Origin of the sequence: Porphyrobacter sp. TH134 (assembly GCF_002855495.1) — a bacterium.
In the GTDB taxonomy this organism is placed as follows: Bacteria; Pseudomonadota; Alphaproteobacteria; order Sphingomonadales; family Sphingomonadaceae; genus Erythrobacter.
Genome location: NZ_PKRO01000046.1, coordinates 1 through 20,712 on the forward strand (window position 1 = coordinate 1; position 20,712 = coordinate 20,712).

At 64.1% G+C, this 20,712-nt stretch carries 15 protein-coding genes and 1 tRNA gene; 8 read left to right on the forward strand and 8 right to left on the reverse strand.

Going from position 1 to position 20,712, the window contains the following annotated elements:
- The 3 genes from C0V72_RS14100 to C0V72_RS14110 all read left to right on the forward strand — a co-directional run.
- On the forward strand, positions 1 to 568 hold a 568-nt coding region (locus C0V72_RS14100; protein WP_101794778.1), incomplete at its 5' end, for a phage tail protein.
- 114 nt (positions 569 to 682) lie between these two features.
- A complete protein-coding gene (locus C0V72_RS14105; RefSeq protein WP_172439039.1) occupies positions 683 to 1,246 on the forward strand; it encodes a phage tail protein in 564 nt (187 codons plus the stop codon).
- A gap of 59 nt (positions 1,247 to 1,305) precedes the next feature.
- Complete coding sequence (locus C0V72_RS14110) at positions 1,306 to 1,911, forward strand: phage tail protein (RefSeq protein ID WP_101794788.1); 606 nt, start codon at positions 1,306 to 1,308, stop codon at positions 1,909 to 1,911.
- 69 nt (positions 1,912 to 1,980) lie between these two features.
- Here the strand turns inward: C0V72_RS14110 and C0V72_RS14115 are convergent, their stop codons facing one another.
- Complete coding sequence (locus tag C0V72_RS14115; protein ID WP_101794780.1) at positions 1,981 to 4,008, reverse strand: asparagine synthase-related protein; 2,028 nt, start codon at positions 4,006 to 4,008, stop codon at positions 1,981 to 1,983.
- Positions 4,009 to 4,147: 139 nt separating this feature from the next.
- Here C0V72_RS14115 and C0V72_RS14120 point away from each other — a divergent pair, with 139 nt between their 5' ends.
- The 5 genes from C0V72_RS14120 to C0V72_RS16460 all read left to right on the forward strand — a co-directional run bounded on the left by C0V72_RS14120 (position 4,148) and on the right by C0V72_RS16460 (position 6,824).
- Positions 4,148 to 4,990 (forward strand): hypothetical protein, encoded by an 843-nt coding sequence (locus C0V72_RS14120; protein ID WP_101794781.1) that lies wholly within the window; start codon positions 4,148 to 4,150, stop codon positions 4,988 to 4,990.
- Positions 4,991 to 5,878 (forward strand): sulfotransferase domain-containing protein, encoded by an 888-nt coding sequence (locus C0V72_RS14125; RefSeq protein WP_101794782.1) that lies wholly within the window; start codon positions 4,991 to 4,993, stop codon positions 5,876 to 5,878.
- A gap of 9 nt (positions 5,879 to 5,887) precedes the next feature.
- Positions 5,888 to 6,148: an HPr-rel-A system PqqD family peptide chaperone gene (locus C0V72_RS14130; RefSeq protein ID WP_101794783.1), complete on the forward strand. Its 261-nt coding sequence runs from the start codon at positions 5,888 to 5,890 to the stop codon at positions 6,146 to 6,148.
- A complete protein-coding gene (locus C0V72_RS14135) occupies positions 6,132 to 6,563 on the forward strand; it encodes a lasso peptide biosynthesis B2 protein (RefSeq protein ID WP_199797801.1) in 432 nt (143 codons plus the stop codon). The genes C0V72_RS14130 and C0V72_RS14135 overlap by 17 nt, the downstream gene beginning before the upstream one ends.
- Positions 6,564 to 6,674: 111 nt before the next feature.
- Positions 6,675 to 6,824 (forward strand): hypothetical protein, encoded by a 150-nt coding sequence (locus tag C0V72_RS16460; protein ID WP_172439040.1) that lies wholly within the window; start codon positions 6,675 to 6,677, stop codon positions 6,822 to 6,824.
- A gap of 234 nt (positions 6,825 to 7,058) precedes the next feature.
- Here the strand turns inward: C0V72_RS16460 and C0V72_RS14140 are convergent, their stop codons facing one another.
- From C0V72_RS14140 to C0V72_RS14170, 7 genes are all read right to left on the reverse strand, one after another.
- Positions 7,059 to 15,056 (reverse strand): autotransporter-associated beta strand repeat-containing protein, encoded by a 7,998-nt coding sequence (locus tag C0V72_RS14140; RefSeq protein ID WP_101794784.1) that lies wholly within the window; start codon positions 15,054 to 15,056, stop codon positions 7,059 to 7,061.
- 356 nt (positions 15,057 to 15,412) lie between these two features.
- Positions 15,413 to 15,486: transfer RNA gene (locus C0V72_RS14145), tRNA-Gly, on the reverse strand.
- 131 nt (positions 15,487 to 15,617) lie between these two features.
- Positions 15,618 to 16,589: a zinc transporter ZntB gene (locus tag C0V72_RS14150; protein ID WP_101794785.1), complete on the reverse strand. Its 972-nt coding sequence runs from the start codon at positions 16,587 to 16,589 to the stop codon at positions 15,618 to 15,620.
- Between the two features lie 60 nt (positions 16,590 to 16,649).
- A complete protein-coding gene (locus tag C0V72_RS14155) occupies positions 16,650 to 17,774 on the reverse strand; it encodes a cobalamin-independent methionine synthase II family protein (RefSeq protein WP_101794786.1) in 1,125 nt (374 codons plus the stop codon).
- Positions 17,771 to 18,595: an alpha/beta fold hydrolase gene (locus C0V72_RS14160; RefSeq protein ID WP_172439041.1), complete on the reverse strand. Its 825-nt coding sequence runs from the start codon at positions 18,593 to 18,595 to the stop codon at positions 17,771 to 17,773. Before C0V72_RS14160 ends, C0V72_RS14155 begins: the two co-directional genes overlap by 4 nt.
- A 28-nt stretch (positions 18,596 to 18,623) precedes the next feature.
- Positions 18,624 to 19,172: a VOC family protein gene (locus C0V72_RS14165; protein WP_101794790.1), complete on the reverse strand. Its 549-nt coding sequence runs from the start codon at positions 19,170 to 19,172 to the stop codon at positions 18,624 to 18,626.
- Positions 19,173 to 19,239: 67 nt separating this feature from the next.
- Positions 19,240 to 20,595 (reverse strand): TonB-dependent receptor, encoded by a 1,356-nt coding sequence (locus C0V72_RS14170; protein ID WP_324761546.1) that lies wholly within the window; start codon positions 20,593 to 20,595, stop codon positions 19,240 to 19,242.
- Positions 20,596 to 20,712: the final 117 nt, after the last annotated feature.

Below are 20,712 nucleotides of genomic sequence, written 5' to 3' on the forward strand. Positions count from 1 at the left end.
CCTCCGCATGCACATAGCTCCTGGGATTACTGTCGGTCATATGCCTCACTCTTACATAAGTGTGAGGTCCTGTCCGGTCATTTTGGGGGCCGCTTCACCGGCTGATGGCAGGCTGCTGTCGATCGCAGAGAATGATGCGCTCTTCGCGCTTTATGGCACGATCTATGGCGGCGATGGACAGAACACCTTCGCCGTGCCCGATCTTCGCGGACGCGCTGCGGTTGGCGATGGCACCGGCACCGGTATTGGCACCTTTTTCCAAGGGCAGCGAAGCGGGACCGAGCAGTTTTCAATCACAACCAACGCGATGCCCGCGCACACGCACGTCGCGACGCTTTCGGCAGTGCCGACCAACGGGACCACCAACGTCCCCACCGGCAACAGTCTTGCCCGCGATGATGCCGAGCCAAACCGCATCTATTCGACGGCCGTCCCAGCCAATAACATGAATGCAGGCGACGTTGTCATCGGTGTGACCGGCAGTGGCACTCCGGTGAGCCTGACGGCCCCGGCGCTTGCCATGAGCTATTGCGTTGCGATTGAAGGGCTTTTCCCCTCGCGCCCATAGCCTCAGGCGATGAAAGGCCTGCACTAGGCCTGTTTTGACCCGAAAGTTTCATCCTTCATTAAAGGATACACCATGTTCATCAGAAAATCTCTCGCTGTCGCCGCACTGGCGGTCATGGCGGCGCCTGCTGCGGTCCATGCGCAAGCAACCGAACCTTACATCAGCGAAGTCATCATCGTTCCCTACAACTTCTGCCCCCGCGGATACACGGACACAAACGGACAGCTTTTCGCCATTGCCCAGAATACCGCCTTGTTCTCGTTGGTTGGCACATTTTACGGCGGCAACGGGCAGACAACCTTCGCGGTGCCTGACCTGCGCGGACGCACCATCATCAATGTTGGCTCGGGCCCCGGTCTGACCACGCGCGTGATCGGTGAACAATCCGGCGCGACCAGCGTAACGCTGACGACCGCAAATCTGCCCCCCCACACCCATACGGCAGCGATGCGGGCCACGGTCGAGACAGCCGATTCCAGCGATCCGGCGGGCAAAACGATTGCAACGACCGTTAACGGCAAGCGCTTTTATTCAACCACCGCTCCCAACGTCGACATGCGAGCAGGCGACATCACCGTTTCAGCGACGGGCCAAGGCACAGCGATCCAGAAAACATCGCCGTCACTGGCCATCCGGCACTGCATCGCTACCCAGGGTGTCTTCCCGCCACGCGACTGACCGGTGCCTGATCAACAGGCTGATTTCCAATTCCTGATCGTAAGGAATTTCCAATGTTCATGAAAAAATCACTCTTGGCGACCATGCTTGTCGCCGCTGGCCTTACGTCCATGTCCGTTCCGGCCCATGCTGGCGATGAACCGTTCCTTGGCCAGATCATCACGGTTGGTTTCGACTTCTGCCCAAACCGCCACCTGCCGGCAAGCGGACAGCTTTTGTCGATTCAGCAAAACACCGCCTTGTTTTCCTTGCTGGGCACAACGTTTGGCGGCGATGGCAGAACCACTTTTGGATTGCCCAATCTGAATGGCCGGATGCCGGTGCATGTCGGGCAGGGCCCCGGCCTTCCATTCTACACCGATGGTGAAGTGTTCGGCTCGACGACCATCCAGTTGACAGCCGCCAATCTGCCACCACACAGCCACACCGCCCAGATGCGGGCGTTTTCGGGTGCCGGCGATGCCGCCCGGCCGCTGCGCAACAGCCTTGCAGCAGCGCCTGTCGGGTCCGACATTTACTCTTCGGCAGCGCCAACCGTGGCGATGAACACGGGCAATATCAACGTCCTTCCAACAGGTTCGGGACAGGCTTTCTCGAACACGACGCCGATTTCGGTCATCAAGTACTGTATTTCGACCAGCGGCATCTTCCCCTCGCGCAATTGATATCCGCGCAGACATGACAGGGGTGGGCAGCGATCCTGCCCACCCCTGTCATGAGGGCTGCTGCCGGGTCTAGTTTTTCCCTTCGACGCTGTTGATGAACCGCGCCGCTGCAATCGCCCGGCCGATGCCAAAGCGCATGAACTGGGCGTCAGGACAATCGGCGATGCTGACCGGCGTTGCCGCGGGCCACTGCGCAAGGCAGCGCCTGATGCGGTCCAGATCAAACCTTCGCGCCATAGCCGGATCATCGCCCAGCCGCTCGATTTCAGCGCTTATCCGGGGCAGGTCGCGCGCCATGCGGCTGTGCCAGTCGGCAGACTGCTCACCGCGCCGGGCGCTGGTGATTTCCTGTGGCAGGCGTCCGGCCATCACCCGCTTGATCAGGCGCCGGTCAGTGCCGTCCCTGTAGAATTGATCGTCAGGGATCGCATAACAAAACTCGAGAATGCGGCGATCGCCCAAGGGGTCGCGCGTCTGTACGCCTGACATGACCTTGAACGCTTCGGCGATCGCGCCGGAATTGTCGCGTGCGCCGCGATGAACCATGATCCGCATCAATTCGCGCCGCGTGCGCGGGCGGCGGTAACGCTGGTCGCGCCCCAGCATGGCCATCCGTTCGGCCAGACCCAGGTCTTCGGCATAGGCGGGGTTGATCGCAGAATGGACCAGCATGCTCATCGCCTGCCCCTTGCGCGCCTGATGGCGATCATACAGCCAGTCCGGCAGATTGGGCACGATGGCAGCCCCCATCATCCGCCTGAGGCTGAACCCTTGCGGGGGTATGGCGTGGCGTGCGGCAGCCTTGTATTCGCGGATCAGGTTGAGCCAGCGGCCGTGCCGGAACCACTGCCCGAACAGAATATCGCGGGTCGCCAGGGACAGCCCGGCGTTCCCGCTTGATCCGCTCAGCTGCACCCGCGCACCCGACTTGCGGCCATGGCGGGCCAGTTCCAGACCCCAGTGCAGATTGCCGACGCCCGCGAGCGGCACATCGGCATAGGATTGCAAGAGATCGAGCCCGTGATCGTAGGGCCAATCGTCACTGCTCACAAACTCCACATCGAGCGCGGGATAGTGCCGGGCAAGCGCACGGACCGGGGCGCTTTCGTCACCCTCCCACCCCGGTCTGGCAATCCGGTCCCAGCCCGCAGCCGGAATGGCGGTGAAGGCCTTGACCGGGCCCGAGAACGGGTGCCGTCCAGCGGCGATCTGGCCGAGCATGGTCACCGCAATGGCCGAGGAATCAAGCCCGGAGCTTAACGACAAAGCCGGCGTCTGGGGCGCCCGCATACTGGCGGCCACCGCCTTTTCCAGCAATTCTCTGGCCGCCTCGACATAGTCGTCGTCCCTGGCAAAGCGGATGTCCTTGACCCGGTCGAGACTGTAGAACCGGCGGGCCACGTAATGCCGGGGATCGGCGACGAAGGTGTGGCCTGCCGGAACGATGCTGATGTCCCGGAAAAAGGACCGCGCCTTATCCTCGTGGTTCATCACCAGATGATCGGCCATTCGCAATTCGTCGATCGCCTTGGGAACCGCAGGATCGCAGAAAATCGGCTTGGTCGATGTCGCAAGGATCAGCCGCGCCGCGTTATCGTGATAATACAGACTGATCCCGCGTTCCTGCCCGCGCGCGGCAAACACGCTCTGCCGTTCGCAATCGGCAACCGCGAAGCTGAACGGCCCTCCCAGATGATCGAGGCAGTCCGTTCCCCACTTTTCCCACGCCAGGGCGACCAGCGCGCTATCCGCGAGCCGGGGCGCCTCGCTCTCGCTCACGCCGAGCTTTGCGGCGAGCTCATCGCGGTGCATCAGAAAGCCGCAGAACAGCAGCAGCCACCGCGTCCCGATCATCACCGGCTGGTGTTCAAACCGGTCCTGCGGCGTGTACCCGGTGTCATGCGTCCAGATCGCGGTGAAGCGCCCGGCATTGACCACCTGCCCTCGATCCGTGCCGAAAATCCGCAGCGCCTGGTGCATCTTGTCGTTGAGATCATCCGCGGGCGGCCGGGCGTCCTTGCGCAAGATCAACACGAAACCGGACACATCACCCTCCACCCAGATCGCTTCGATGCGGCAGGGATGCGGTGTTGACAAGGCCGATTAAGAGGGCCGATTGCGAGAGCCGATCTGATCGGCGGCCTGTGGCCCGGTGCTGGCATCACTTCCGGCCGCGAATGCAGCTTGCGTTTAGCGAATTGCTTTTGGTTATCAGGGGGGGCAGTACGTCAGGCCTATGGTCCTGTCGTCCGCCCGATTGCTCGCCGCCGAATGTGCAACCAGCGAAGGGCCTGTGCCGGATTCGCTGCCGCGCGCGTTAAAGGAAACGCCCACCTTTGCCATCGCGATGGATGCCTTCTTGCTGCGGCTGCCCAATGGGCTGAAGTTCCATTACCAGCAGGGCAAAGGCGTCACCGTTTCGCGCCCTGCCGCCATGCCCGATACCGAGGTGCAGCTGTTTTTGAACGGTTCGGTTTACGGCGCGATTGCATGGATCAATGGTCTGGTTCCGCTGCACGCATCGGCCGTGGCGCATGGCGGGCAGGTGCACGCCTTCACCGGTCATTCGGGCGCTGGCAAATCGACGCTGGCGGCGGCCTTGGGCGGCCACGGCCTGCCGCTGTTTGCCGACGATGTGCTGGTGCTGGATTTCAGCCAGCCCGATCGTGTCATGTGCCTGCCGGGACACAAGCGGCTGAAGCTGTGGGGTGATGCCGTTACGCTGACCCAGGCGACTGCCGGAGAGCAGGTCAGGGACGGGCTCGACAAGTTCTACATCGATCCGCAGGCTGGGTTTCAGTCCGAACCCCTGCCCCTGGCGCAGCTGTTCTTTCTGGGCGAGAACGCAAGGGACGGGATCGCCGCACAGCCGATTGCCGGGATCGACCGCTTCGCCATCGCCAAAAGCGCCTTTTATCGCCCGCATTTCTGCACCGCTGTCACCGAGAAAAAGCAGCTGTTCGACGTGTTTTCGCGCCTGTCCAAACAGGTGACGATGATGAAATTCGACCGGCCGCGCCGCAAGGAGGTGTTCGGCGATGGCGTGGCTCTGATCGCTGGCATCATCAAGGACTGCTGAGTGATCAACTGGCTGGCATCCTACCCCAAGTCAGGCAACACCTGGATGCGGATGTTGCTGGCGAGTTACTTTGACGAAACCGACCACGAGCTTGATATCAACAAGCTCGCCATGACCAATGGTATCGCCTCGGCCCGGATGCGGTTTGATGAAATCCTCGGCATCGACAGCACCCATCTGACCGATGAGGAGATAAAAAGCCTGCTGCCGCTGGTGTTTGAACAGATCGTCCAGCCCGGCGGCGCTCCGCAATGGATCAAGGTGCATGACGCCCAAGCGCGCACGCCCACCGGGCAGTGGCTGTTTCCGCCAAGCGCATCGGGCAAGGCGATCTACCTTATCCGCAACCCGCTTGATGTGGCCGTATCGCGCGCGTTTCATGATGGCCATGAAGACATGGCGGTGGCCGCCGCGATGCTGTGCAATCCGCACGCGGCGGTGGGCGGCAACGGCAAACCGCAATTGCGCCAGTTCATGGGAGACTGGAGCCATCACGTCAGCAGCTGGATCGACCAGCCCGCCATCCCGGTGCTGGTCGTGAGATACGAAGACATGCTGGATGATGCGGCACGCGAACTGACCCGCGTGATTGCCTTTGCCTGCCCCGATACGCCGATTGATCCGGCAAGAATTGCAAAAGCCGTCGCCGACACGGCGTTTGACCGCTTGCAGGCCAAGGAAGATCAGGATGGCTTCAAGGAGACCACCCCGAAGCAGAAACGGTTTTTCCGCAGCGGCAAGGCCGGCGGCTGGGCGCAGCACCTTTCCCCGGAACAGGCCGCACGCATCATCGCCTGCCACCGCGTCATGATGCGCCGCTTCGGCTATATCGAGCCATCACGCGACAGTGCCGGCCACGCCGGTGAAGCTGCCCGCCGAACATGTTAGGAAAAGACCATGATCCGCAAAGCCACGAACCGTTTTTATGAGACCGAACTCGATGACGGGTTGGTCATCATGGATGTCGATTCGGGCGATTTTCACACCCTGAAAGGCACAGGTCTGGCGATCTGGAGATTGATCGACGGTGCGCACAGCGAACGCGCCATCGCCGATGCTTTGCAGGCCAGCTACGATGTCGATCCGGAAACATGCGCCTCGCAGGTTGCGGCCTTCATCGATCAGGTCGTCGGAGCAGGGTTTGTTCAGCGCGGCTAGGCTGCGCCATGTCTGGCTGCGGCGCGCCCGCGCGGTGGAAGCCATGATCTTGCTGCTGCTGGCCAAGTCCCTCATCCGCGCGGTGCCCTTGCACCGGTGGCGCGCCACCTTGGGCCGGATCGGCGATCCGGTCAGCCAACTGCCCGGCCCGGCGCATCGCACCATCAGCCGGTCAGTCGCTGACGCAGCCCGAAAGCTTCCGGGCGAATATGTGTGCCTGCCCCGGGCCATGGCCGTGCAATGGATGCTGCGCCGACGCGGCCTCGCCTCGGCGATCGTTTTCGGCGTTGCGCCGCCGCAGACTGGCGGCAAGCCTTACGCTTTGCACGCGTGGGTTGAAGTGGGCGGCCATATCATCATCGGCGATGATCCCACGATCAACTACGCCCGAGGCCTGATGCTGGTTCAGCCATGATCTGAGCGGCATCCAGCGCCGCAAAGCCGGTGATACAATGCTGTTTTCTGATTGCGTTCGTGCGATGCGGCGGTAAAGATATTAAATCTTTGTGAAGCGGGGCAGGATTCTATGACCGATCATTCATCTTTGAGCACACCGGCCAAGTTGCGGTGGGAAACCCCGGCGCTGGTGCACCTCGAACTTGGCCTTGGCGATGTGCAAAATGGCAGCTTCGCCGGCAATGATGGCAACGGCGGCTTCACCACCTCGATGAGCTGAAGCTGCCTGTCCCGGCGGCTCTTTGCGAAAAGCATAAGGGCCGCTTGCGGGGCTGGACCGAGCCAGATTCTATTTAAGGCATATTGACAGGGCACCGGCGACACCGCCGGCGCCCTTTTTTGTTTTCGACGAAAGTCCACACGGCGACGCGGCCGCGTGTCTGATTTGGCAAGCAGCCTCCGAGGTCGGTGGCAAGGGGTGGAGAGGGAGCCGCAGCCCCCTCCCCTTTTGGCCTCAGAACCGGACGCTGACGGTTGCGCGAGCGCCGTGGTCGGTCTGGGTCTTGCCGATCAGACCAGTGTAGCCGAGCGCGATCGAGAGGTTGTCCTCAAGATCGAACTGGGCATTGAGCCTCGCGGCCAGCGCGGTCTTGTCGAGCTGGGCGGCGCCCACCGCGAACGTCTGCTCCGGTGCGGCGGCGAGCGCGAGGATCGCTTGCGGGTCGCGGTCGCCCAGCTGCCGGCGGGCCGCCAGCGTACCGTTCAGACGCAGCACCTTGCCAACCGCCACCGCGGTATCAATCCCGCCCGTCACCGTGCCCGTGCTGTAGCTCTGCGCGCGTATCGTCAGCGCCGCTGCGCCGCCGGTTTCGGTCAGGCCGTCAAGCTCGAAACGGCCCACCGAACCAGCCACGAAGGGCCGGATCAGCGTCTTGCCGGCCTCGATCGTGTAGGAAACCTCGGCGAAGGCCTGACGCCCCTCACCCTCGGTCACGCCCACGGTGCTGTCGGCAAAGCCGGCCAGGCTGATGTCGCGGAAGGCGCGCAGATCGGTCTCGGCCAGATAGCCGCCGAGCGCCGCGCCGAACCCGCCGGCAGTGAAGGCCGCATAAGCGCCCCCACCCGACTGCTTCACCTCGGCGGCAGAACCGCGCGCGGCGATCGTCACGTCGCTCTGGATCCGCATCCCGAACACGCCCGCACGCCAGCTGCCATTCTTGCTCGCCCGGCCATAATCGAGGCCGGTGACAAAGCCCATGCGGTCGGTATCGAAGGCAGCGGCATTGCCGTTGCCCTCACCATCACCCCAGCCGCCGAACAGCTGACCCCAGACCCCGAGGCCCGAGGCGCTCTCGGGCGCGGCGCGTGCGGCGATCGCCGTGCTGCCGAGCCGGCCCAGCACAGCCTCGCGCACCATCCGCTCCTGCTCGATCCCGACACCTGCCGCGGTTGCATAGACCTCGCCCGAAAGCTGGTCGAAGGCATTGGCAAGCTGCGCGGTGGGCAGGCTATAGATCGCGAACAACGGCTGCGGGTTGTAGCCCGCGGTCACGGCCGCATCGATCCCGCCCAGCACCGCGCGCTGGTTGGCGGTGAAAGCCGTGGTGCCAGCGAGATTGCCCAAGAGGTTCGCCGCCAAGCGCAGGCGGACCTGCGTGCCGGTGTAGACCAGTTCGGGCCGGTAAAGGATCCCGAACTCGGCCGTGCCTACGGTGTTTTCGAAGGTTCCGGTGCGCCCGCCATCGGCCTGCATCAGCACGATCTCGCTGCCGAAGGCATAGGTGCCGCCGAGATTGGTCAGGGCCGCAGTGCCGCCCAGCGCCGCGGTGCCTGTGGCAAGGATCAGGTCCGAAGGCCCGCTCGCGCTCACCTCGAACCGGGTGGTGCTCCCGGCTTGCAGCGTGACATTGCCGTTGACGCCGAGCGTGCCCGGGCTGGTGCGCGGCGCAATGGTGCTGCCGCTCTGCGCAACCAACCCGCCGATCACCCCGGTGCCCGAAAGTGTCGCGCCCGATTGCACTGTCACCACCGAGCCTGCCAGCCCGCCATTCACGCGCAGCTCGCCAGCGCGCACGAAGGTGCCGCCGGTCAGCCCGTTGCTGTCGCCGGTAAGGGTCAGCATCCCCGCCCCGGTCTTGTCGACGATGCCCGCTCCGGTCAGCGAACCGGCAAAGGTGCCGGCGGCCCCTTGCGCGAATTCGAGCGCAGCACCCGCCTGGACCTGGATCACACCCTGCAGCGCGGTGGTATCGCCCACCAGACGCCCGCGCTGGACCAGTGTCCCGCCCGCATAGGTGTTGGCGGCCGTCAGCGTCGTGGTGCCGGTGCCGTCCTGCACCAGCATCCCGCTGCCGCTCACCAGATTGGCGAGCGTGAAGGCATCGCTGCGGTTGATGATCAGCGTGGCGTTGTTGACGATCGGGCCGAGGACCGAACCGCTGGCTCCGCCGTCGCCCAATTGCAGCGCGCCGCCGCTGATGGTGGTGCCGCCGGTATAGGTGTTGGCACCGGTCAGAACCAGCGTGCCGGTGGCGGCCTTCACAAGGCTGCCATTGCCGCTGATCACACCGCCGAACGTCGAGGTTGTATCGGTGCGCCCGGTGGTCATCGCCGCGCCGCCCAGCGTGATGCTGCCCCCGCCTGCCAACAGGCCGACGTCGGTGTCGAACCCGGCGAGATCGAAACTGCCTGTATCGCTCTGGCTAAGCAGGTTCATGCCGGTGGTCAGGGCCGCAAGCCCTATCGCCCCGCTGTTCGACACATCGCCGTTGATCGCGCCTGCCAACAGGGCGGTTGCACCGGGGCGGTTGATCAGCGTGCCGTTCACAATACCGTCGGACGTAAAGCGGCCCGCGTTCGAGACGCTTCCCGTGATCGTGCCGTTGTTGGTCAGCGCGCCGTCTGCCGCCACCATGAGGTCGCCCGTCCAGCTGGCACCGTTGCCATTGACGATGATGCCGTTCGGATCGGCCGCTCCAATCGCGCTCACAGCCCCCAGATTGGTAACCACGCCGCCATCCACGGCGAAGATCGTGCGGTCCGTATCCAGCGCAATCGTGCCGCCGGCCCGGTTGACCAGTGACGCATTGGCGCCAGCGACGATCACATCTGCACCGCTCAGGGTGCCGGTGTTGTCGAACACGCCATCGACCACGGACGACGCGTTCGGGGAATTGTTGCGCCATACGCCGCTATTGTCGATCACGCCGCCCCCGCTGACCAGGGCGGCACCGTTCCATGTCCCGGCATTGTTGAGCAGCGCAAAGCTGAAAGCCGTCCCGTTGGCGATCCCGCCCGATTGGTTGGTGAAGCTTCCGGCCTCGACCCTCACGGCGCCGTTGATCATGCCGGAACTGGTGGCCGTGCCGAAGTTGAACAACTGCCCGTTGACTGTCCCCGCGTTGGTGAAGGTCGCAGCATTGCGCACTGCGCCCACGGCGCCGCCTGCGGCAACCGCCACCTGCCCGGCCTCGACCAAGGTTGTGCCGGTATAAGTGTTGGCGCCTGACAGGGTGAGCGTGCCCGTGCCTGTTTTCTCCAGCCCGCCGCTGCCGGTGATGACACCTGCAAAAGTGGTCGAGGTGTTGTCGCCCCCGGTCGTCAGCAAGGCCGATCCGAGGTTGATCGTTCCCGCCCCGGCCAGCCTTCCCACCGTGGTGCTGAACCCGCCAAGGTTGAATGTGCCGCCTGCGGCCTGCGTGAAGGCCGTGATGCCGGTGGTGGCCCCCGTCAGCGTCACGGTGCCGCTGTTGTCGATCGTGTTGCTGATCACTCCGGCAAGGCTTGCTGTGCCGCCGGCCAGATTGCTGAGGCCGCCGGTCATCGTGCCGGTCGAGATCAGCGTGCCGCCATTGACCAGCGCTCCGCGCAGCGTGCCTTGATTGGTAAAGGTGCTGGTGTTGCGCACCGGACCGGCAAGCTCGCCGCCTGCGGCAAGGGTCAGCGCGCCCGCTTCGATGCGGGTTTCGCCGGCGTAGGTGTTGACGCCGTTGAGCGTGAAAGTGCCCGCGCCAACCTTCACCAGCCCCCCGCTGCCCGAAATCACGCCTGCAAAGCCGGTCGAGGTGTCGTTCCCTCCAAGTGTCAGCAGCCCCGCGCCCAGCACCACCGCGCCGTTCCCGGCAAGGCTGCCGAGCGTCGTGTCGAACCCGGCCAGCTCCAGCTGTCCGGAAGCGGTCTGGGTGAGAGCGCCGATGCCGGTGGTGAGGCCGGTCAGGCGGATCGTGCCGTTGTTCAGCACATCGCCCGTCAACACCCCGGCGATCTGCGCGGTGCCGCCGTTCTCCAGCCCGCCCGCGATGGTGCCCGCGGAGACAAGCGTGCCGCCAGCCTGCACGGTTGCGCCGCCATTGATGGCGCCGCTGGCAAGGTTGGTGGCCTGCCCGCCGCTCAGCACGTCAAGAGCACCGCTGACGGTACCCGCATTGGTAAGGCGGGATGCAACGGCGATGTCGCCGGCGATCCCGCCCTGGTTGACCAAGGTGCCCCCCAGCACCGTGGTCAGCCCAGTCAAAGTGTTGTCTGCCGAAAGCGTGAGCGTACCGCCGCCGGTCTTGGTCAGCGAGCCGCTGCCGGAGATCACGGCGGCGATGGTCGCGCCCACACCGTCCGCCGTATCGATCCCGGTCGGCCCATTCAGTCCCAGACCCGAGGTCGCATCGGCGCCGGTGATGACATAGCCATCGGTCCGGAAGTTGATCCCCGCAGGCGAAAGCACCTCGCCCGCCGCAATCGTCACCGTGCCGGCCGTGCCGCCGAACACCGCCATGCTGCCGCCACCCGCCCACGGCCCGCTGACGGTGCCGGCGGCGTTGGTGAAGGTGCCGCCTGCCAGACTCCAGATACCATCGCCGCCTTCAACCATGCCGGTCGGCACGGTGTTCGCGCCGTTCCACCACACCATCTCCGAAAGCGCCGCGGCGTTGAGCAGCACCGCGTCGTTCCCGAGCGCGAGGTTGCCGACGAAGTCGCCGCCGATGGGGTCGAAAGTCAGGTTGCCGAGCGCGCCGGACAGCGAGCGGTAAGTGAACAGCGTGTATTGCCCGCTGCCGAAACCCGCGCCGCGCTGGACACGGATCGTGCCCCCGTTGAGCGCAAGGTTGCCAGTCACGTTGACAAGATCGTTATTCGCCCCGCCGACGACACCCGCCTCACCCAGCTCGAAGATCGAAGTGGAACCGGCTTCCAGAGCGAGCGAGGCGATTGTCTTTGTGCCAGCGCTCAGACCCACAGCCAGCGTGCCGCCGTCATTGATCCGCACCGCGCCGCCGATGCTCCCCGTGCCGCCCAGCGTGCCGCCCCTGTTGACGTCGAGCGCCCCCGCGAGCGAGCCGGTCACCAGCAGGGTTCCGGCATTGACGCTGGTCAACCCGGTGTAGGTGTTGCTGCCGCTCAGGGTGACGGTGCCGGTCCCACGCATCGTGAGGGTTCCCGCGCCGCTGATGTCCCCAGCGACCGCGAGGCGGCCCGTGCGGTCGAATACCAGCGCACCATTATTGGCAACGTTGCCGGTGCCCAGCGTGCCGGTCGTCCCGCCATTGCCGATCTGGAGAACGTTGCCCACCGCGATGGTGGTCGCGCCATAGGTGTTGGTGCCCGTCAGCACCAGCCGCCCCGCGCCGCCGACGACATTGAGCTGGCCGCCAGACAGCTCGCCCGTCAGGGTCGTGGGCTCAACGAAGTCGAAGGGGTCGATGCTGGATCCCGCCCCGCCGGCGAGAAGGATGTCATTGGCAAAGGTGAGGTTGGAGACATTGGCCAACAGAGCGGTGCCCTCTGCCATTCGCAACGTGCCGCCCCCCAGCACGGTCGAATTATTCGCGACGATGCGCCCGCCATCGAGGCTGATCCCGCCGCTGAAGGTGTTGGTGCCACCCAGAACCAGAACGCCCGGTCCGCGTTTGACGAGGGTGCCGGTGCCGCTGATGTTGTTGCCCAGTTCCGGTCCTTGCGCGCGGTCGATCACCAGCACAGCATTGTTGATGATGGCGCCGGCGCCAATCGTTGCGTCTCTGCCGCCGTTGCCGATCTGGAGCGTACCGGCACTGATTGTGGTCGTGCCGCTGTAGCTGTTTCCGCCTGTCAGGATCAGCGTGCCTGCGCCCAGCTTGGTCAGCGTGCCGCTGCCTTCGATGACATTGCCGATCGTTATGTCATCCGAACGGTTGAACACCAATGCGGCATTGTTGAGCACGCCGCCGCTGCCGAGCGAGCCGCTGGTTCCGCCGTCGCCGATCTGGAGCGTGCCAGCGCTGATGGTAGTGGTGCCGGTGTAAGCATTGTTGCCGGTCAACGTCAGCGTTCCGCTGCCGATCTTGGTGAAGTCGATGTCATTGGCGAGGAAGGAACCGGCAAAGGTGGTCGAGGCGTTGTTGCTGCCGACAGTCAGGGTCTGCCCGCCGTCTCCACCAATCGAACCGCCGGCGCCCGCCAGCGAGCCGATGGTCTCGCTGCCGGCAAGCAGGAAGGAGCCAGAGTTGAGCGTCACCGCAGCCTGATCGCCGATCAAATCGCTGGCCGTGGCGAAGTTCACCCGAATGACACCGCCATTGATGACCAGATTGGAGAAGACTCCGCGGCCCGAACCTAGGGTAAAAAGGCCGTCTCCCTCCTTGAACAGGGTTCCGGTGCCCAGATCGATCCCGCTTGTGAACAGGCTGGCATTCGCTCCGACTGTGTCGATGGTGAGATCGGTATCGACGCCGGAGATCGCACCGAACACACCGTTATCGGCGTTCAGCACGGTGATGCGGCTGTTGCCCGCCAGCGTAAGCGGGGCCTGCAGGAAGGTATCGGCGGCCTCGAAACGCAAGGCACCGCCGTTGTTGAAACCGCTTCCACTGATCGTGATAGCTTCAGATACAGAGTACTGACCGGGCCCTGCCAGAGCTAGGGTCCCTCCATTCCCGACGATCGTGCCAGTATCTGAAACGCCCAACGCGCGGCTATTCGTGACGGCAAGGGTGCCGCCTGAGACCGTGGTGAGACCCGCATATGTATTCGCGCCGGAAAGCGTCAGCATGCCACTGCCGGTCTTTTGCAGGCCCCCTGCGCCCGAAAGGACGCCAGTCAGCGTAAGGGCAGCAGTATCCAGCACCGTGTCGAACTGCGCCTGGCCGCTTTCAAAGGTGAAGGGATTGGCGATGGTGAAGGGGCCGAAGGCCTGGATCCGCGCGCTGTCCGCCATGGTCACCGCGCCGGTGCCGAAGGCCTGGTTATTGACCACGGTCAGCGTGCCTTCCCTCACCAGCGTGCCGCCGGTGTAGGTGTTGGCAGCATAAAGCAACGCACGGCCGCCGCCGGTCTTGACCAATTGTCCACCGCTGATCGTGCCGAACACGTCCGGGCCAGTGCCGGTCGGATTGTCGAACGTGGCTGATCCCGTGATGATGATGGCATTGCGAATGGCCGTGCTGCCCGGATTGACCCCGCGCAGGATGGTGCCGTTGGCCAGTCGCACCGTTCCGGTTCCGAAAGGATTGGGACCAAGATAGGCGATCGCGCCTTCATTGACGAAAGTGTCGCCGGTATAGGTGTTCTCCCCCGATACCGTGAGCGTGCCTGCCCCAAGCTTGGTCAGGCTGCCTGTTCCGCTGATTACGCCCGCAGAGGCCACATCATTCGAACGGTTGAACACCAGCGCGCCATCATTGACCACAAAGCCGCTGCCGAGCGAGCCGCTCGTCCCGCCATTGCCGATCTGCAAGGCTCCGCCCGATATCAGCGTACCGCCGGCATAATCACTATTGCCGGTCAGGATCATGGTCCCCGCACCGGCCTTTTCGAACGATATTGCGCCCGCCTGCGAAGTGCCTGTCATTCGTCCGGCAAAGCTTGAACTGCCTGCGCTCACACTGGTCGTAAGCCTGCCACGGGGCAGGAAATTGATGACGCCTCCCGTGCCTGACAACGGCCCGACGACATCGGCGGCGCTGACATTCACGATGCCGCCATTGACCTCGAAGGTCTGCGTATCGGAGAAGTCCGACCGAAATTCGAGTTCGACCGTTCCGCCGTTGATCGTCGTCGATCCGGACACGGGACCGCGGTTGAAGAAGCGCGGATCATCCCCAAGGAAACCGGTAGGTGAAAACAAAACGCTTCCGGTGATGCGACCGTTATTGGCCAGCACCATGTCCTCGCCGCGCACCTCGATATCGCCGACCACCGCGCCATCGAAGAGGATAACGAAGCGCGCGTCGTCATTGATCGAGACCCGCCCCGCAGTCAGCTGTGCATCGATCCTCACAAAGGCGCGATCATTGATCGTTACAGTGTTGAGGTCGGCCGAAGCCGCATTCAGCGTTACCTGATCGGAATTATCGAAAGTGACCGACCGGTTGTTGATCGGCACGCCGTCCGGATCCCAGTTGGCAGCGTCAGTCCAGTTCTCGGTGCCAGCGCCGCCGTCCCAGTTCTGGGCCGCTGCCGGAGTGGTCATGGCGATCAAGGCTGGGACAAGCGCGGTGGTGGCGAGCAGCGCGTTACTACGGCCGGTGGTCGTGCTGGTCATGACAGTTTTACCCCTGAGATCAAAACGCGTCCGGTCCGGCAGCGGGTCCGGATCAGTCCCGAGGGGCAGCTACTTATAGGGAATTCTCCATAATCGGGAGGCTGTGTGTCTCAAGGCATTTGTCAATTTGTCTCACGCGCCGCTTGCTGTGCGCGGAACCCGCTCGGGCCTACACCCCACAATATCCCCAAGCGTGGGGGTATCGAGTTGGCCGCTGCGGCAGGAACTCCCTGCCAGATCCCCAATCGCGAACGGCTGAATGCGGAAACGAGCAAGCGGTTGCGGCGCGATTTACGCAGAAAACCTTGGATTTAGGGGTTTGTCCGGACGCATACGGAGGCCGACGGACATGAAGATGGAGCGGGTGAAGGGAATCGAACCCTCGTCGTCAGCTTGGGAAGCTGCTGCTCTACCATTGAGCTACACCCGCATCTTTGGCGCGTTTCCGCGCATCCTTGCCACGGCCCCGATGTTTCGTGCGAAACGGCTGCCTGACAAGGATCGCGCGCTTGCCACGAATGGTTGGTGGCGGTCAACCTTCCTTTGCAGCTGACGCGGCGTTCATTCGCCGAGCCAGTGCCGCCAGGTAAACCATCCCAATACCGCAGCGCCCATAACAAGGCAAAACCCGACCACACCCCAGAACGCCCAGGGGCTGTCCGCCATCGGGATACCTTCGACATTCATGCCGAGCAGCCCGGTCACGAAGGTCAGCGGCAGGAAGATGAAGGCCGTCACCGCAATTCCCAGGCTGCGCTGGTCGATCTTTTCGGCGCGCAGATCGGTCAGCTGTTCATGGAGCAGCGCGGCGCGTTCACGCACGGCTTCCAGTTCTTCGGCCATGCGGGCGAACCGGTCTGCGGCTTCGCGCAGGTGCATCCGGTCGTCCTTGCTGATCCAGTCGAATTCCAGCTGCGCCATCTGTCCCAGCGCATCGCGGTCCGGTGCGACGAATCGTCGCAGCACGATCGCCTGGCTGCGGATATGGGCAATCTTGCGCCGCAGCGCGTAGATGTCGCCGCCGTCCAGCATGCGCTCGCAATCATCCAGACTATCCCCCAGATCGGCGACGTGCGGGTCAAGCTGAACGGAGATCGCCTGCGCCAAGGCCGCGACGAAATCGCCCCCGTCTGTGATCCGCCCGGCGCGCACCGCCGCTTCGACCTTGGCGAGCGCGGCCATGCGGTGGCGGCTGACCGAGGTGACGCGCGCGCCTTCGACCCACACGCGGATCGACACCAGCCCATCGCTGTCCTGCATCGTGTCCGCCGCCGTGCCGCGCAGATTGATGAGAACCGCGTCGTCCACTTCGTCGCACCGCGGGCGGGTTTCGCTCGCGACCAGTGCGCTGGCGGCCATCGCCGGGACATAGTCCGGCAAGTCCATGTTTTCGCCGTGCCCCACGCCCTCGGCATGAAGCCAGACGAAGCCCGGCCCTGCGAACTGCGCAACCTTCCCCGGCCCAATGTCGGTAACGATGCCGTCGCGCACCAAAAGCGCTTGCACAGTGAGCGGGCGGGCTGTTGCGTCCATCGCCGCCCCTGTTAGCCCCGCCGCCGCGCTGACAGCAAGCGGTGGGCCGAAAGAAAGTCGTCAGCCGTACCGGCGGCTCGCGATTTCAGCCCCTTCCGAAAGTGCGGCGAGCTTGGCCCAGACGATTTCGGGGTCAAGCGCATTGCTGCCCGCATGGACCGAGAAGCCGCAATCGACCCCCGCCATCACCCGTTCGGCGCCGAGCAGATCGGCATAGCGGCCGATGCGCTGGGCGATCAGATCGGGGTGCTCGATATAGGGCGATTGCGGCTCGACCATGCCGGGGCACAGGATCTTGCCTTCGGGCAGCGGATGATCCTCGAAAAAGGCGAATTCGTGCGCGTGGCGCGGGTTGGCGCCTTCGATCAGCACGGTCTGCGGCTTGGCCGTCCACACGATATCGGCGATCTCGCCCAAGGCCACGTCGCAGTGGTGCGGGCCGGGGTAGTTGCCCCAGCACAGGTGCATCCGCAGTTGCTCAGCCGGGATGTTTTGCACTGCGTGGTTCAGCGCGGCGATGTTCATGCCGATGCGCTTGCGGAAGTCCTCAAGGCTGAGGTGCGTGAACTGCACATGGCGGCCCATCGCCAGATCGGGGCAATCGACTTGCAAGGTGATCCCGGCGGCGGCGATGGTCTCGTATTCGTGGCGCAGCCCTTCGGCGAGGGCGAAGACGTATTCCTCGTCGGTCGCATAGAACTGGTTGGGGAAGAACAGCGCGGTCACGCCGGGGCTGGCGGCGGACATGAAGGTGGCGTGGCCATTGGCGAGGCGCACCAGCCGCTCGGCGTCGATCCGGGGCGCTTCCATGTCGATGACGGTGATGGGCGCGGTGCAGGCAGGCGCGGAGCGCTTGGCGCGGCCCTTGTTGCCGAACACCTGCGCTTTCGCACCGAGGAAGGCTTCGAGGTCGGCGAATTCATACTGCCCCGCCTCCCCGCCAAAGCCCGACAGGCGGTGCTTGATATAGGTGGCGTAGGACGGCTTGGACTGCTCGCCATCATTGACGATGCTGATCCCGGCTTCGATCTGGCGCTTGATGACATAGGCCGTGGCCTCTTCCACCGCCGCATCGAAATCGGCTTCGGACACGGCCTCACCCCCTTCGCGGGCAAAAACCAAATCGAGCAGGGCTTCGGGGCGCGGCAGGCTGCCGACGTGGGTGGTGAGGAAGCGGGTGGTCATAAATGGGGCCTCGTTCGGGGATCACAGCAACTGCGCAGAAAAGCGCCAACCAGCGCATTGAAGCGCGCAGGGTTATCGGCATTGGCAAGGTGGCCTGCACCGGGCACCAGCGCCTGCATGGCGCGCGGCGCGGTGCGCGCGAGGGCTTCGGCGCAAGCGCGGCGCCAGGGGGTGTCGTGCTCCCCGGTCATGGCGAGCACCGGCATCGCGAGCGTGGCGAGCGCTTCGTGCGGCAGGGTGGGCGCTGCGCTTGGCACAAGCAGGTCGCGCCCATCGTAATCGGCAAGGATTTCCGCCACCAGTGCGGCAGCTTCCGGCGCGCGGGTGTGCATCAGCGGATGCAGCGCCCATTGCTGGCGCATGGTTGCCAGATCGCCTGCCAGCGCGAGCGCGCGCAGAGCATCAAGATCGATCACCTCTTCGCGCGGCACCACGTCCGGAAGCGGAGCGCCTGACACCACCAGGCCCGTTACCCGCGCGCCAAATCGGCGGGCTGTATCCAGCGCGACAACCGCGCCGCGTGACAGGCCGACAAGCGCAAACCGATCATAGCCAAGCGCATCGGCAAGGGCGATAACGTCGTCAGCCTCCCGCATCAGATCAGGCGGGGCGGACGCGGCCCCGCAGCCGCGGCGGTCCGGCATGACCAGTAGAAACTCATCCGCAAACGCATCGATCTGGGGCGCCCACATCCGGTGGTCCAGCGTCCAGCCGTGGAGCAGGATGACCGGCGCACCCTGCCCCGCTGTCCACACCGGCAGTGTCCCGCCGTGCACGGTCACGTCGCTGCAAGTCAGGATTTCCGCCACGGGATCAGCCATGCTCAGACGCGCTCCCGCTGCCTTGCAATCAGGCGGCTTCTTCGGCGCGGAACGGGTTGTTGTTGTGGTGCTGTCCGGCGAGCCAGCGCGCAAGTTCGCCATGCGCGGCGGCGCGGCGATCGGCGTCCAATGCGGCAGCGCGCGGGTCATCATGGGTGAATTCGATGATCATGCCATTGGGATCGGTGACGTAAAGTGACCGGCAATAGCCATGTTCGAGCACGTAGGTCTGCGGTTCGGTGATCCCGGCCGCCGCAATCCGCTTGGCCAGTTCGTCCTGTGCTTCGGCATCAACCTGAAGCGCGATGTGGATGAACGGGCTCGACGGCATCTCCGGGCCGAATTCGGCCTGATCGGCAGCGTCGGCAAACTGGAAGAACGCCAGCGCGCTGCCATCGGCCAATTCAAAGAACACGTGGCAATAGACGCGTTCCTTGCCGAACAATTCGTCCTTTTCGCAATAGGTCGCCATCAAGGGGAAGCCGAGCACGTCTTCGTAAAAGGCGCGCGTCGCTTCCAGATCCTTGGTCACATAGGCGGTGTGGTGCAGCCGGTTGGCGAGGATTTTTTGCGTCATGGTCGTGCTCTCCATCTGTCTCGGCAGAAGCTACCGGGGGGCCTATCCTGCCCCCCTTGGCATTTCATCAGAACTTGTAGCCGATTTCGACCCCGTAGCGCCGGGGGCGGGCGCGGAACACGAACCCGCCTGGGGAAAATTCGGCATTGTAAGTCTCGTCAAACAGGTTCTGCGCAAAGGCGGTCACGGAAATCCCATCGAAGGTGACACCCGCCCGCGCGTCGACCAGATCGACCGGGTCGCGCGAGGTGGTGTTGAACGGCTCCCACCAGGTGCGGCCGATGCGGCGGTAATCGATCCGCAGCAAGCCATCGAGCGTATCGCTCAGCGCCCCGGCATATTGCGCGCCGAGGTTCATGGTGTAGTTCGACACCTGCGGCGCCTTGTTGCCGATAACACTCGGATCAGCGAAGGCCTTGATCTCGCTGTCGGTCACACCGATGCTGGCGTTGATGTCGAAATCAGGCAGGACTTCGGCGGTCGCCTCCAGCTCGAACCCGGTGAGGCGGGTTTCGGGGATATTGCCAAGGTTCTGGGTCGAGGACGCGGCGAGGAAGACGAAGAAGTAGCTGTTCTCCGACTTGGTCGTGTAGGCCGCGCCTGCCAGCCGGACGGGGCCGAGCTGCGCCTTGGCGCCGATTTCAAAGGTGTCGGCGGTTTCGGCCTGGAAGATGTCGCCCACGCCGACGATCGCCGCAGCGCTGGCTTCGGCGCCCACGCCGGTCTGGTTGAAGCCGCCTGAACGGAAGCCCCGGCTGTAGCCGCCATAGATCGTGAGGTCCGGCGTCGGCTCGTAAGTGAGCGTCAGCTTGGGCTGCCAGTCGTCGAACACCGCCGTGCGGACCTCGCCGCTCTGGGCCTGCGGCACGCCCGGCACCACCGGCAGGAAGCCCTGCGGGGTCAGGGTCGTCTGGCGGCGCTTGTCACGGTCGTAGCGCAGCGAAGCATCGACGCGGAATTCGGGGCTGAATTCATAGCCCGCATTGGCGAACAGCGCCCAGGCAAAGTTCTCCTGACCATCGGCGAGATAGGAGAACTGCGGGTTCAAAGGATTGGTCGAGGGCGAGCGGAACACCGGGAACACGCCGTTGTTCGTATCGATCATATTGCCGGTCGAAATGAAGCGTGTGGTATCGATCAGATAACCGCCCGCCATCCAGTTGAAGGCGCGGCCATCTTCGGGCGAGGCAAGGCGCACTTCCTGACTGAAGGCCTTCACATTCAGATACTGGCTCTGGTTGAGGTCGAACCCGTTGCCAGCGCCAAAGATCGATTCGAACAGGTTGAAGAAGAAGCTGTCCGGGATCGGCAGGAAGTCGAAGGCATCGCCGGTCAGCACTTCCTTGACCGTGTCATAGGACGACACCGAGGTGAACACCGCATTGTCACCGGCGTATTCGATCTTCAGCGCGGCATTGTAGATATCGCGGTCGTTCTGCCCGGGGTGTCAATGGACACCCAGTGTTACGAGCTAAGGCGACACCCAGTGTTACGAGGTGTCTCGTTGTGACCGTGCGATGATTTCAGGGGCGGGGAGCAT

What these genes read in the sequence shown, in the direction of transcription:
- C0V72_RS14130 (WP_101794783.1), top strand. Translation starts at nt 5,888, where the DNA reads ATGATCCGCAAAGCCACGAACCGTTTTTATGAGACCGAACTCGATGAC.
- C0V72_RS14160 (WP_172439041.1), bottom strand. Translation starts at nt 18,595, where the DNA reads ATGGCTGATCCCGTGGCGGAAATCCTGACTTGCAGCGACGTGACCGTG.
- C0V72_RS14110 (WP_101794788.1), top strand. Translation starts at nt 1,306, where the DNA reads ATGAAAAAATCACTCTTGGCGACCATGCTTGTCGCCGCTGGCCTTACG.
- C0V72_RS14105 (WP_172439039.1), top strand. Translation starts at nt 683, where the DNA reads ATGGCGGCGCCTGCTGCGGTCCATGCGCAAGCAACCGAACCTTACATC.
- C0V72_RS14150 (WP_101794785.1), bottom strand. Translation starts at nt 16,589, where the DNA reads ATGGACGCAACAGCCCGCCCGCTCACTGTGCAAGCGCTTTTGGTGCGC.
- C0V72_RS14140 (WP_101794784.1), bottom strand. Translation starts at nt 15,056, where the DNA reads ATGACCAGCACGACCACCGGCCGTAGTAACGCGCTGCTCGCCACCACC.
- C0V72_RS14155 (WP_101794786.1), bottom strand. Translation starts at nt 17,774, where the DNA reads ATGACCACCCGCTTCCTCACCACCCACGTCGGCAGCCTGCCGCGCCCC.
- C0V72_RS16460 (WP_172439040.1), top strand. Translation starts at nt 6,675, where the DNA reads ATGACCGATCATTCATCTTTGAGCACACCGGCCAAGTTGCGGTGGGAA.
- C0V72_RS14120 (WP_101794781.1), top strand. Translation starts at nt 4,148, where the DNA reads ATGGTCCTGTCGTCCGCCCGATTGCTCGCCGCCGAATGTGCAACCAGC.
- C0V72_RS14165 (WP_101794790.1), bottom strand. Translation starts at nt 19,172, where the DNA reads ATGACGCAAAAAATCCTCGCCAACCGGCTGCACCACACCGCCTATGTG.